At 33.6% G+C, this 12,742-nt stretch carries 12 protein-coding genes; all 12 read right to left on the bottom strand.

Translation table 11 applies throughout. The features are described from left to right. Nucleotides 1–184 precede the first annotated feature (184 nt). Nucleotides 185–1,153, bottom strand: a complete 969-nt coding sequence (gene gwsG / locus J4Q03_RS14630; protein ID WP_426048879.1) for a grasp-with-spasm system ATP-grasp peptide maturase — start codon at nt 1,151–1,153, stop codon at nt 185–187. An 80-nt stretch (nt 1,154–1,233) separates the two neighbouring features. Further along, nucleotides 1,234–1,419, bottom strand: coding sequence for a hypothetical protein (locus J4Q03_RS14625; protein WP_426048878.1), 186 nt, complete (start codon nt 1,417–1,419; stop codon nt 1,234–1,236). Nucleotides 1,420–1,566: 147 nt separating this feature from the next. After that, nucleotides 1,567–2,562, bottom strand: coding sequence for a DUF6624 domain-containing protein (locus J4Q03_RS14620; RefSeq protein WP_426048877.1), 996 nt, complete (start codon nt 2,560–2,562; stop codon nt 1,567–1,569). Nucleotides 2,563–2,863: 301 nt separating this feature from the next. Next, complete coding sequence (locus J4Q03_RS14615; protein ID WP_426048876.1) at nt 2,864–5,599, bottom strand: sodium-translocating pyrophosphatase; 2,736 nt, start codon at nt 5,597–5,599, stop codon at nt 2,864–2,866. Between the two features lie 245 nt (nt 5,600–5,844). Next, a complete protein-coding gene (locus J4Q03_RS14610; protein WP_111953138.1) occupies nt 5,845–6,456 on the bottom strand; it encodes an inorganic pyrophosphatase in 612 nt (203 codons plus the stop codon). A 16-nt stretch (nt 6,457–6,472) separates the two neighbouring features. Further along, the gene (locus J4Q03_RS14605) at nt 6,473–6,985 is read right to left on the bottom strand and encodes a hypothetical protein (RefSeq protein WP_426048875.1); all 513 of its coding nucleotides are present in this window, start codon (nt 6,983–6,985) and stop codon (nt 6,473–6,475) included. Between the two features lie 24 nt (nt 6,986–7,009). Then, complete coding sequence (locus J4Q03_RS14600; RefSeq protein ID WP_426048874.1) at nt 7,010–8,176, bottom strand: hypothetical protein; 1,167 nt, start codon at nt 8,174–8,176, stop codon at nt 7,010–7,012. 99 nt (nt 8,177–8,275) lie between these two features. Then, complete coding sequence (locus J4Q03_RS14595; protein ID WP_426048873.1) at nt 8,276–9,208, bottom strand: phytanoyl-CoA dioxygenase family protein; 933 nt, start codon at nt 9,206–9,208, stop codon at nt 8,276–8,278. A gap of 90 nt (nt 9,209–9,298) precedes the next feature. After that, a complete protein-coding gene (locus tag J4Q03_RS14590; RefSeq protein ID WP_426048872.1) occupies nt 9,299–10,210 on the bottom strand; it encodes a hypothetical protein in 912 nt (303 codons plus the stop codon). Beyond that, nucleotides 10,207–10,884: a RadC family protein gene (radC, locus tag J4Q03_RS14585; RefSeq protein WP_426048871.1), complete on the bottom strand. Its 678-nt coding sequence runs from the start codon at nt 10,882–10,884 to the stop codon at nt 10,207–10,209. Before radC ends, J4Q03_RS14590 begins: the two co-directional genes overlap by 4 nt. Before the next feature lie 32 nt (nt 10,885–10,916). Then, on the bottom strand, nt 10,917–11,495 hold the full coding sequence (locus tag J4Q03_RS14580; protein ID WP_426048870.1) for a murein L,D-transpeptidase catalytic domain-containing protein: 579 nt from the start codon (nt 11,493–11,495) through the stop codon (nt 10,917–10,919). A gap of 14 nt (nt 11,496–11,509) precedes the next feature. Then, nucleotides 11,510–12,178, bottom strand: coding sequence for an ABC transporter ATP-binding protein (locus J4Q03_RS14575; RefSeq protein WP_426048869.1), 669 nt, complete (start codon nt 12,176–12,178; stop codon nt 11,510–11,512). Nucleotides 12,179–12,742: the final 564 nt, after the last annotated feature.

The following is a 12,742-nucleotide window of genomic DNA, read 5'->3' as shown; positions in this document are numbered from 1 at the left end:
ATTTTAGAATAATCAATTATTTTTGAAATAAAAGTATGTGGAACATTTATATTTGTGAAGTTCATATATTTATTTGACTGAGGAAGCTCAAAACTATAATTAGAAGAATCTAATTTTCTAAAACTTATATAATTATAAAAAATAGGTAGACACCTTTTTTGTTCTTTGTTTAGTATTAATTTTTTCATAAAATTTCTGCTATTTTTTTTTCAATAAAGAAATTACACATATCTGAATAATAGGAAAATTGTCCACCAGGGTTTATTTCTAAAAATACATAGTTATCATCTGTATCTACAATTAAGTCGATTGCGCCAATATTATGATTCAGTTTCTCCATCAGGATATTGATTTTATATTTTATTTCTTCGGGTAAAGAAAACGGGAGATATCTAATAGAATGTCCCTCTCTTCTAAAATCAACTGAAGCGGTTTTTTTCTGTTGTGAAAATATAACAGTGCTAAAAATTTCACCTTTCAAATAAAATACACGTAACTCATATTTCTTTTTTATTTCTTTTTGGAATAAGGACGGTAAAAAAGTATCTTCGTATACTTTTTTAACAGCATTTTCGGTTACACGTTCTGTATAGGAATAATAATCGTAGTCTTTTCCCATTAAATAAACTCCATCTTTTAATGCTTTCGTAATTAATTTATCTTCATTTATTAATGTTTCTTTCTTATGAAATATGAATGAAGTGGGAATTTTAAAACCCAATTTTTCAGCCTGATATAAAGTAACCAGTTTATTTATATCTCTTTTAAAAAAACTGCCAAGTTGATTAGGTATTGTGTTTTCAATAAGAAAATTTATATACTCAAAAATTACTTTAAATTCATCTTTAATTTGATCATAAACATAGAATTGATCAATTTCTCTTTTAAAAATTTTCTTTAAAAGATTTTTAGATAATGAATATTCAAAAGAACTGTGACCAAAACCATTTCTTCTATACCAAACAGTACAAGCTTCAAGAATGTTTATTTCCTCTCCATAAAATGATATTATGATTTCCTTATTATTTATTTTCTTTAGTTGATAGTTGGCTTTATTTCCATTTAGGCGTACGTATTTTTTTTCATAAAAAAACAGCCAATCAATTATTCTATTAGTAGAACCATCATCGGATCTAGATAATATTAAGACCATGCTGAAAGTATTAAATTAGATTAAAAAAACGAGGATATACAATATATGTATATCCCCTTTTGTTGTTAAAATAGAAAATCTTAATCTGCATCAGAATCAGAGTCTGAATCTGAATCTGAATCAGAAACAATACTAGATGATGAAGAAGATGAAGAAGATGAAGAAGATGATGATGATGAACCATCATCTAAAGTTGGCTCAAGAATTCCTCCTTTGATTTTCTTAAGACTCTCTTCACTTACTACGAATTTTTTTAATTTTTTCATGTTAATTCTTATTTGTTGATTAATGTCTAGCTAAACTATTAAAATAAAAAATATCACACAATAGTGTAATATTAATTTAACATATTTTTAACAAATTAATTTTATGCTATTCAATAGATTAACTACAACATTATGATTTTAATAAGATTATTTTTTTAAAAGCTTTTTTTCCAAAATCTGAACTTCATTTAAATATTCATTAATATCCCATTTTATATTGAAGGAGTTTTTTAAATATACCGAGAGAGATTCTAAACCAACAAAAGCCCTTCTTTTGTCAATATTAGTAATATCATTAACAGGATATAAAAAATACTTATTAACTTCTTTATCAATATAAACCTGTGTACCATAAATTTGAGGAAGACCTTCTTTTCTGTTTATTCTATCTTGCAAATATGCTAAGTCTTTTGGGAGAGCTTGTTTATCTTCAACAGCCTGTTCTAGTATCGGCAAATATTTTTTTTGAGTTGCCAAGTTTGCATGTTGAATAACAAGAAACATATACTGATTATTTTTATAACCGATTTTATAAGGCCCCAGCCAGCCATATTCATTGATAATATCTTCTACAGCAAGTATATTAATTGAGTCTTGCTTTTCTATTTCTTTCATAAACTCCTTTTCATATGGCGTGTTTAAACCATCTTTTTTTCGAATGGAATCTAATTTTAATCTTATTTCTTGATCTTTTTCACCAATCAATTTTATTTTTTTCGCTAAAGGATTATCAGTATTTTTTAAATATGATTGTTGATTATTATATGCAGTAATCATAAGAGTCTTCCATCTAGGATCTAATTTCAAATTATTAAAATCACTGTCTTTATTTAAATTTTTATAAAACTCAACAGGATCGTCCCATCCCTGTAACATTTTATTTTCAATAATTTGATTTAAATAAAAAAAGGATTTGTCAATATTTTTAGCCATACTCCAACTGCATGAAGCATTATATAAATCATTTTGGATTATTTTTTTATTCATAACCTCATAAGCCTTATCAAAATATTTTCCGGCTGATTCATATTGTTTCTGATGATACAATGTTTCAGCTTTTTTAATATAATTAAAGTATTCAAATTCTTGAGAAAAATTCATGTTATATAAAATAAAAAAAAATAAAAGAAGTAACTTTTTCATATGAATAGAAAATAAAATCTTAATTAAAATAATCTATTATAAATTATTTAATTAACCTGAGCCCAGAATAAGAATCTTACATAAAATATGTTTAACCAAACATTTATATTTATTTTCTCAGTCCTATGAAAAAGAAAATAAAAATATTAATCCATTTTTAATAGAAATTTTACTTAATAAAAATTAATTCCTATCCCGAGCCTGAGTTAATTTAAAATTAAAAATAAATAATTATTCAAAAACATGTGAATTTTTAACATTAATTATGAAATCCAATTTTAAAGATTTTATTATTAAATATTTAAAGAGTGAGAACTCTTACATCAATTCTTCTGTTTTTTGCTTTACACTCATCCGTGTCATTTGCTTCACAAACCGGATGCTGTGAGCCATAGCCCTCTGCTTCTACCCTGTCTGATGAAATTCCCAGCTCCAAAAGCTTCAATTTTGCAGTCTGAGCTCTAAGGTTCGATAATTTCTGGTTGCTTTCTTCATTGCCGGTATTGTCTGTATACCCTCCCAGCTTGATTTTCACATCAGGATAGGCATTCAGAATTTCGGCAAGGTTATTAAGCTGAACATCCGAACCTGCTTTCAGATCACTGGATCCGGTTTCGAAATAAAGGTTTTCCAAAGTATACCAGTTATTGGGATCTATGACAGTCTGGTCTTTCTGATTGACTGAATTATATAACTGGAACAACCTGCTTCCTTCTCCTAAAGTGATTATTTTTCCGCCTTTCAATTTTATCTCCTGAATATTTCCTGTTTCATAAACAAAATCCCCGTTTTCATTAAGATGCCCTTTGATTTCTTTTGGAGAAGAAGGAACGGTTTGAAGACCTGTATGTGCCGTAGCTGAAGTTGCATTATAAGCTCTTGTCAGGCTCTCCAGTTTAGCTTTTCTGTTGGCCTCAATTTTGTCTTTATGCAATACCGCCAGTGTCGGTGCAATCACTAATGAAACAATAGACATCAATTTGATCAGAATATTCATTGATGGCCCTGAAGTATCTTTAAACGGATCTCCCACAGTATCTCCCGTCACGGAAGCTTTATGAGGTTCTGAGCCCTTATAATACGTCTGACCGTTGATATCAACACCTTTTTCAAATGATTTTTTAGCATTATCCCAGGCACCGCCAGCATTATTCTGAAACATTCCCATCAGAACACCGCTCACGGTAGCTCCGGCTAAAAAGCCTCCCAAAACTTCAGGCCCGAAGATAAAACCTATCAACAAAGGTGAGATAATGGCAATAGCTCCCGGAAGCATCATTTTTCTGATGGATGCATCTGTGGATATGGCTACGCATTTCTCGTATTCAGGCTGTGCTTTTCCTTCCAGGATCCCCGGAATTTCACGAAACTGCCTTCTTACTTCCTCTACCATAGCCATTGCCGCCTGTCCTACTGCAGTAATGGCAAGAGAGGAGAATATAAACGGTATCATTCCTCCTACAAATAAGCCAGCCAGAACATCGGCCCTGTAAATATCAATTCCATCGATTCCGGCAATTCCTACGAAGGCTGCAAATAAAGCCAGCGCCGTTAATGCTGCAGAAGCTATGGCAAATCCTTTTCCTGTAGCTGCTGTAGTGTTTCCTACAGCATCCAGGATATCTGTTCTTTCGCGGACTTCTTTTGGAAGCTCACTCATTTCAGCAATTCCTCCTGCATTATCAGCAATCGGTCCGAAGGCATCAATGGCAAGCTGCATGGCGGTAGTTGCCATCATTCCGGCCGCAGCAATAGCCACACCGTAAAGTCCTGCACATAAATAAGACCCATAAATACCTCCTGCCAATACAATGATCGGAAGCAGTGTGGATTCCATCCCTACTGCCAGACCTCCGATAATGTTTGTGGCGTGACCGGTAGAAGACTGTCTTACAATACTTGAAACAGGTCTTTTACCCATAGCGGTATAAAATTCTGTAATAATACTCATTAAGGTTCCTACGACAAGACCTACCATTATAGCTCCGAAAACACCCATTTTGGTGAATTCATGTCCTCTGAGGGTCATTTTTTCGGGAAGAAGATAGGTAACCAGAAAATAAGAAGAGATCGCTGTAATGACAATACTTCCCCAGTTCCCCAGATTCAGGGCATTCTGAACGCTTGAAGTGGACGAGCCTTCATTGTCATTGATTCTTACAAACAAGGTTCCTATCATAGAGAAAATAATCCCTGTTCCGGCAATAAGCATTGGAAGAAGAATAGGTGCAAAGCCTCCGAAAGCATCGTCAGACATTGTTTCTCTACCCAAAACCATTGTTGCCAGTACCGTTGCAACATACGACCCAAAAAGGTCGGCTCCCATTCCTGCCACATCTCCTACATTATCACCCACATTATCTGCAATAGTAGCCGGATTTCTGGGATCATCCTCAGGAATCCCGGCTTCCACTTTTCCCACAAGGTCAGCTCCAACGTCTGCGGCTTTTGTATAAATACCTCCGCCTACTCTTGCAAAAAGTGCAATGGATTCTGCCCCCAGTGAAAATCCTGTAAGAATTTCAATTGTCCTTTCCATTTCATGGGAATCTACTGTTGCATCAGGAGCAAAGATCTGTTTAATGATCAGAAAAAGGGCTCCTAAGCCCAAAACTGCCAATCCGGCCACTCCCATTCCCATAACAGAACCTCCTGTAAAGGAAACTTTGAGAGCTTTGGAAAGTGAAGTTTTTGCGGCTTCTGCTGTTCTTACATTGGCTTTTGTTGCGATCTTCATTCCGATAAATCCTGCCAGTGCAGAAAATACAGCTCCTACAGCAAATGCAACACCAATGCTCCAGTGGGAATTAGAATTACTGGATCCCATTACAGCGAGTAATATTGCTACTACAACGACAAAATAGGTTAAAATCTTGTACTCTGCCTTTAGAAAAGCCATTGCACCGTCAGCGATGTGTCCGCTGATTATTTTCATTTTCTCATTTCCGGCATTCTGCTTACTTACCCAGTTACTCTGCAGGAAAGTATACAATAAGGCGACAACGCCAAAAACCGGAATTAAATAGAACAAATCCATAGTTTATTATTTTAATATTAATAAATAGTAATTAGTTTTATAAATATAACAAAAAATCCATTGTTTTATTAAGTCTGGTTCTGTAATATATTTTCTGAAAATTTAAAACAGCATTAAAAGGTAATATTCCAGGAAAGTATAATTTATATAAGTTTTCTATTTTTCCATCAAAAGGTGCTTTTTAAACAAATAAAAAGGCAGATGAAAATTCACCTGCCTTTATTATGATTTTGGAATGCTGTTTCTTAGCCTCCGAATTTCTCTGCATAGTCTTTTTGAGAAGCTTTGATCACTTTTTTAGCGTGCTCAGCTCCGTATACCTCGTGAATTCTACATTTTGCAGGTTCGTCCGGTAAGTTTTTATACGTTAAGAAATAGTGCATCAATCTTTTCACTTCAGCTTCAGGAAGTTCAGAAATATCTCTGAAATGTCCAAAAGCATGGTCGCCGATCATTACTGCAACGATTTTATCATCTGCTTCCCCACCATCAATCATTTTGAATCCACCGATTGGAATAGCTTCCATTAATAATCCTCCTGAATGGATGTTGTGAGAGCTTAACACACAGATATCAAGCGGATCATGATCACCTTCTGTCACATCATCAGCACCAGCTTCTACAGCCAGTTTCATTACTTCGTTATGGCAGTATGTTCTTGGAACAAATCCGTATAAAGCGGGAATAATATTAGAAAACTTCTGAGGTCTGTCTACCTTCAAGAATCCTGTTTCTTTATCTACTTCATATTTAATAGTATCTGAAGGAACGATTTCCACGAATACGTTTACAACATTTGGCGCATCTTCTCCTGCAGAAACCCCATGCCATGGATGTGCTTTAAAATTTGGAATCATTATTTATCTGTTATTTTTAAGTTATAATTAAAATTTCTCTTCTAAGGTCTTCTATGGTAGCCGCAATATAGTCATCGCCCTCCATATAGTTCATGATGAAAATGGTTTTGAACTCCTCAAGATCTGCATTTCCATTCAGTCCGTCGTATGTTTTATGAAGTAAATCGATCAAAGCATTTTTTGAATCCACGATATTCTTCCATGAGCTTTTTGTAATATACAGCTGTTGTGAAGAATTGTACTCAAACTCTTCATTGATGGTCTTTTCAGTAAGGAAAATAAACTCATGTACTGCCAAACCTTTATCAAATTTCTGGATGATATTCGATGGTTTTATCCTTTCTAAAAAGAGAGTCATCCTTTCATAGGAATGTGCTTTATTTTCAGAGTTCGATTTCACGGAAAGAAGCTTGATTTCCTGGTTTTTTAAGGTAATGTATGAGTGTACAAATTGTCTCAGCAAAACCAAAAAAGGAATTGCGATAATCAATGCAAAAGCATATGGTAAATATCCTGAAAAACTAGCCATAATTTTAGACCGCAAAATTACTAATTATTTTCCGGCTTCTAAAGAGTTTTTAAATATATCAGTCTTAGAATTCTGAATATAGATGAGAGACAGAACAATGATCAGATAAAAACCTATCATCATTCTGTTGGCCAGACTTGGAAAAACAAGATATCTAAAAAAAACAGTGGCATAAACAGCTCCAAAAAATAAGCACTGAGCCTGGCTCTTCTTACTGTTCAAAGAAAATTTGTTGGCCAGAATAACAACGATAAACAATAAAAGCAATGGGAAATATGATCCGTTAAAATCCAACATTATTGTTTTTTTTATAAAATTCAGATAATCCGGAAAATAGAACGGATCCGGATTTGATATGGGATAGATCTGAACTTTTGTAAACTGGTTCATGAATAAAACCGACCATGAAATCTGGTTGAAATACTGGATCAGAAAAAAGGAAAGGAAAATATAGCCATAAGATAGAAATACTTCCGTCTGCTTAATCTGAAGGGTATTTTTGTAAAAATAAATTAAAATATAAAGAAATGAATATAAAATAAAATATTCCGGTCTTGTTAAAACACAGAGCATTGCAAAAACCGTTGCTGGAAGGTGTTTCTTCTTAATTACAAAACAATAGAAACTCAACAGAAGCATTAAACAGGCTAAACTGTCTGCCGAAGCATGCCTGCTTGCCTCCAAAAGTGGTTTGAATAATGAAATAATGACTGTCAGGATGAATGCTAAAGGATAATTTTTTAAAACCTTAATCAGGAAGCAGAATATTAAGACTAAAATAAAAACATAAGCAAATATCGAGGTTAAAGATATTGAGGTTGTCACTTTAAAGCCTAATTTAAAGAACATCAGGTTCACAAAGTTATAAAAGGGTTTTACAGAAAACAGCTGAAGTTCTTCTTCATAAGCTTTGGGATTTTCTGACAGCGTATAATAATAACTGTTTTCACCTATTGCAATTTCTTTATCATTGGTTGAAATTTCAGAAAGTTTTGGGTTTATGTTTTTTAATTCTGTATATACTTTTTTATGAATTTCTTCTATTTTAAGATCGGAATATTCAGTTTTGTAAATAAGACCCATGTAGGCCTCCAAATCTGCATTGTAATACTGATGGGTATACAGATAGTAGGACATCAGGCATAAATAGATCGAAAAAATAAAAACGAGAATATTTTCAGTTTTCTTCATTTGCATTGTAGTTAAGGATGCAAAAGTAAAAAAACTATTCTTTCAGCCGGTATTATTAAGGTGTTTTATTCTGTCTCAGAAAGTCTTTATATCCGTAAATTACAGTTCAAACAATGCAGGTCTTTGTGTAACTTCATGATAACATACACTATTTTCATCAAAGAAGTGATAAACCAGGCTTTTTCTGGTTTTATTTTTGTCTGCATGAGGTTCGCCACCGTGGAGAATATTGGCATGCCATATTAACATATCTCCTTTTTTTGCTTTAAATATTTCTTTTTTCAGACCAAGTTCTTTAACCTTGGATTCCAAAAATTCTTCGTAGGCCCGGTAGCTTTTTTTACCGATTTTAAATGCACTGCCTTCATTCTCATAATCAGAATTAAGGAAATAAGGAAGTTTATGGCTTTTAGGAATGTAATGTAACGCACCATTGGTTTCATCCACATCTTCTAATGCAATCCAGACTCCCAGAAGCCCTCCCAGAGGATAAGTCGTCATATGAATACTGTCCGAATGCGTTTTCTGCTGGCTGCCATTAATAAAATTGATGCTCTGGAAAAGTTTGGCCTTACCATCTAAAAGGACAGACAGAAAATCCATCAGGTTCTTATCATTTCCAATATTTTTAATCATCTCGGAATGATGGATGGCAAACATCAGCTTTCCGCCGTAAATAAACTTCAGCGTGCCTTTTTCCATTAATTTTTCAATTTCATTATTGATCCTGTCAGCATCATCTGCAGTAATGAAATTTCTTACAATCATGTATCCGTTTTCATCATACTGAAGGGCACTTTCTTTATTTTCGGCAGTAAGTTCTTTGAAAAACACAGTTTCAGCAAGTTTCTCCTGATCTATTCCTCTTTCTGATTCCGGAAGATGGGCAAAATCAGCACTGGAAATGCTGGAAAAATAGTTTTTTTTGAGGCCATACTTTCTATACAAAGGGATATTATGCTGTAATTTCTTCTTATTAAAAAAATTATAAATAATATAGGGCAGTTTGTAATGACGGATCTGCTTTAGCATGGCTGGATTATTAGGATAAATACTTTATAAAGGTACGGAATAATATTTAATTAAAACCATTCTAAATAACGAATAAACATGATATTCATCTTAAGAAAATCGGCCTCTCATTAGAAATCGGGCAAAATCCTTGATCAATGTTTTTTTAGAATTTTCTATAACAGCATATGGCTTCAATTCTGGTCTGAAGCCTCTGAAAAACTCTTCAATGCTTGGAAGATTACCTCCTTCAAAATCAAAAATAAAATTTTCAATATTCTCTTTGATTACGTAATCAATAAGTGTGGATGCTCCGGCCATTTTAATGTATTTTTTATCATTAAAAGTTCCTAAAAGAGCAATGGTATCGTAATCTGAATAAACAGCAATCATATTGGTGATCTCATGATGATAGTAAAAGGCCAGAAATTTTAAATGTTTTGATGAATGAAATGCCTCAAGCGTTTTCAGTAAAGTGTCTGTGTCCTCTTCCTTATCCAGTCCTATCACATTGCTTTTTATGAAAATTTCTGCGTCTTTGTAATGTATTTCCTTAAGTTCTGAATTGTCTGTTACTTCATCATCCAGCCTCAGTTTTCTTTTTCTTTTGGGTGAATATTTCGCAAACACCTTAGCATACTCATCAGGGTATAAAAGAAAATTCTTTTTTGTCTTTAACTTTGAATCAAAACTATTGGTTTCATTAAAATGATAAGCTCTCACCAGATAATTCTTCTGAAGAAAAGACAGGAATTTTCCATTAATTTTCTTATCATCTTTATCTGAAAAAACACCAAGCTGCTGGCATATCAGCGGATTATGTACAATTTTAATACCTTTTTTGAGTATGAAAGGAACAGGCATTACAGCCTCATAATTATTATAAACCAAAAGATCCCATTGCTTACCAGTTGTAACATCCAAAAAAAATTTTGATGCTGAATATTTTCTCTGCTCTGACTTTTCCAGGCAGTCTGCATATTTTATAAAATCTATCTCGTTATATTTCAGTCTTCTAATCATAACAATCCTTCATCTGAGAAACTAAAGTAGGTATCCTGTGTAATAATAATATGGTCTAAAAGCTGTATACTCAATGTTTTTCCTGCCTCATGTATTTTCTTGGTAATGCTGAGGTCTTCTTTGCTGGGCTTCAGGCTTCCCGACGGATGGTTATGAGCAATAATAATTCCTGTTGAAAAATGATCCAGGGCCGTTTTAAATAGAATTCTTACATCTACGATTGACTGGCTTATACCCCCTTGTGTCAGCTGTGAAATATGAAGTACCTTATTGCTTTGGTTAAGGAATATAGCCCAAAATTCTTCAGTCCTTAAATCTGATAATTGGTTTCTAAGGATAAAATAGGCATCATCACTATTGGAGATCACCGTTTTTTCAGGTATTTCCTGAACAGTTCTCCTTTTTCCTATTTCTAATGCCGCAATAATGGAAACAGCTTTTACTTCGCCAACCCCTTTAAATTTCATAAGCTCTTTATTGGAAAGAAGGCTCAGCTGATGCCAGCTGTTGTTTACTGATGCGAGAATTTTTCTTGCTAGTTCCAATGCACTTTCATCCTTACTTCCGCTTCCCATAATAATTGCCAGAAGTTCAGAATCGGAAAGTGAACTCTTTCCTTTCATCAAAAATTTTTCTCTGGGCCTGTCATCTTCGGCAAGGAATTTTATGGTCATTTGTGTGTTATAAGTTATAAAAGATTCTGAATTTAATAAAATGCATACATGATCACCGGATGTTTTGATTGGTCAAGATATTTTGCAGTCTCCACGAATGCATTGGCGGAGAGCATTGGGCAACCCAAACTTAAGCAGGCGGGAGCCGGAGTTTCCTGATCTGGGATGCACCAGAAAGAATGCAGTACTACTGCCCTTTGCATTGCATTGCTGTTACCTTTATCCAGACCTTTCAGCCTGTAAGCTTTTCCAAACTTCCCATTATAGCTGTTCAATATCTCATATTTCCCAAGTGAAGACTGATATGAGCCTTCTGTATTACTGAAATTCAGGGCATCAGAATTCTTAATAACTGATCCTGAGCCATGAGAAACAATTGCTTTCTGCAGTATTTTATTATTTTTCAGATCATAAACAAAGTAACGGTATTTCCCGGAATGGATCTTAAAATTGATAAAAACAGCAATATCCTGGTTATAGTTCTTCCCTTTTACAAAATTTTTAATTTCCAGCACCTTTGCCGCCGGAAGACTACCGGAAGCATTATTTTCCTGAGACTCAGCTTTAGAGCAGGAAACAATAAAAAGGAACAGGAAAATAAATCTTTTCATTGGGGTAAGTTTTTTTATTCGATGATCATTCCGTCTTTCATAACCAGTTTACGGTCTGTGATCTCGGCAAGGTTTGGGTTGTGGGTTACAATTACAAAAGTTTGGTTGTATTTATCCCTAAGATCAAAAAATAACCTGTGAAGATCATCTGCATTTTTTGAGTCTAAGTTTCCTGTAGGCTCATCCGCAAAAATAATCTTGGGAGAATTAATCAGGGCTCTTGCTACGGCTACCCTTTGTGCCTCCCCTCCGGATAACTGGTTGGGTTTATGATGCAGTCTCTGCTCTATTTTAAGGTCTTCAAATAAAGCATATGCTTTTTCTAAAGCTTCTTTTTCGTTGGCTCCTCCAATTTTTGTCGGAAGCAGAACATTTTCTAAAGCAGTAAATTCAGGAAGAAGCTGGTGAAACTGAAAGACAAAACCAATATTCTGGTTTCTGAATTTGGAAATCTGCTTATCATTCATATTAATAAAAGATTCTCCTGCAATACTTATTTCAGTATTGTATTTATTGGAATTGCTGGGATGATCCAGAGTTCCTAAGATTTGAAGCAACGTAGACTTTCCTGCTCCGGATTCGCCTACAATAGAAACCACTTCACCTGTTTTAATGTGAATATCAACTCCTTTCAGTACTTCTAAATTTCCATAAAATTTATGGACATTGCTCGCTTTAATCATAATTCAAAAATAGTAATTTGATTTTAAAATCCAGCCATAAAACTCATATGTTACCAATATTTTTAAGAGGTTAAATTACACCGAGCTGTTATTCTGAAACAGAGAATGTTTAGATAATTTTGAATATCATCATAACTGAAGTACAAAATCTGAAATACTAACTGAGAAATAGAAAATAAAATACTACAAACAAATTTTGTAATAAAATCTGACTTAACTTAAAGAAAAGTTCCAGAATTTATTTTTTCACAAAATGCACAAAATTTCCAGATTACTTCTTCTTTCAAAAAAGGGATTATTTTATCCTAATGATATTCTACTTGTATAAATTCTAAGATTGGGGACAATTAAAGAAGCTCATGACTGACACTGAGCTGTGATCATCAATATATTTTAAACAAAAAAACCTCTCAAAGCGAGAGGTTTTATTATTTTACAATGTCTAGTCCTGAAATATCGATACACAAAAAAAGAATCGTTATGGAAGAACATTTAGAAACCGCGTACATCAAACGTACACAGAGAGATTACAATTTAAGTTTAAAGCTTCAAATTGTAAGAGAA

Source organism: Chryseobacterium sp. NFX27 (genome assembly GCF_049887855.1).
In the GTDB taxonomy this organism is placed as follows: domain Bacteria; phylum Bacteroidota; class Bacteroidia; order Flavobacteriales; family Weeksellaceae; genus Chryseobacterium.
The sequence above is the reverse complement of the archived record's forward strand: the minus strand, read 5'-3'. Positions and strand labels throughout refer to the sequence as shown.

What these genes read in the sequence shown, in the direction of transcription:
- gwsG (WP_426048879.1), bottom strand. Translation starts at nt 1,153, where the DNA reads ATGGTCTTAATATTATCTAGATCCGATGATGGTTCTACTAATAGAATA.
- J4Q03_RS14625 (WP_426048878.1), bottom strand. Translation starts at nt 1,419, where the DNA reads ATGAAAAAATTAAAAAAATTCGTAGTAAGTGAAGAGAGTCTTAAGAAA.
- J4Q03_RS14620 (WP_426048877.1), bottom strand. Translation starts at nt 2,562, where the DNA reads ATGAAAAAGTTACTTCTTTTATTTTTTTTTATTTTATATAACATGAAT.
- J4Q03_RS14615 (WP_426048876.1), bottom strand. Translation starts at nt 5,599, where the DNA reads ATGGATTTGTTCTATTTAATTCCGGTTTTTGGCGTTGTCGCCTTATTG.
- J4Q03_RS14610 (WP_111953138.1), bottom strand. Translation starts at nt 6,456, where the DNA reads ATGATTCCAAATTTTAAAGCACATCCATGGCATGGGGTTTCTGCAGGA.
- J4Q03_RS14605 (WP_426048875.1), bottom strand. Translation starts at nt 6,985, where the DNA reads ATGGCTAGTTTTTCAGGATATTTACCATATGCTTTTGCATTGATTATC.
- J4Q03_RS14600 (WP_426048874.1), bottom strand. Translation starts at nt 8,176, where the DNA reads ATGAAGAAAACTGAAAATATTCTCGTTTTTATTTTTTCGATCTATTTA.
- J4Q03_RS14595 (WP_426048873.1), bottom strand. Translation starts at nt 9,208, where the DNA reads ATGCTAAAGCAGATCCGTCATTACAAACTGCCCTATATTATTTATAAT.
- J4Q03_RS14590 (WP_426048872.1), bottom strand. Translation starts at nt 10,210, where the DNA reads ATGATTAGAAGACTGAAATATAACGAGATAGATTTTATAAAATATGCA.
- radC (WP_426048871.1), bottom strand. Translation starts at nt 10,884, where the DNA reads ATGACCATAAAATTCCTTGCCGAAGATGACAGGCCCAGAGAAAAATTT.
- J4Q03_RS14580 (WP_426048870.1), bottom strand. Translation starts at nt 11,495, where the DNA reads ATGAAAAGATTTATTTTCCTGTTCCTTTTTATTGTTTCCTGCTCTAAA.
- J4Q03_RS14575 (WP_426048869.1), bottom strand. Translation starts at nt 12,178, where the DNA reads ATGATTAAAGCGAGCAATGTCCATAAATTTTATGGAAATTTAGAAGTA.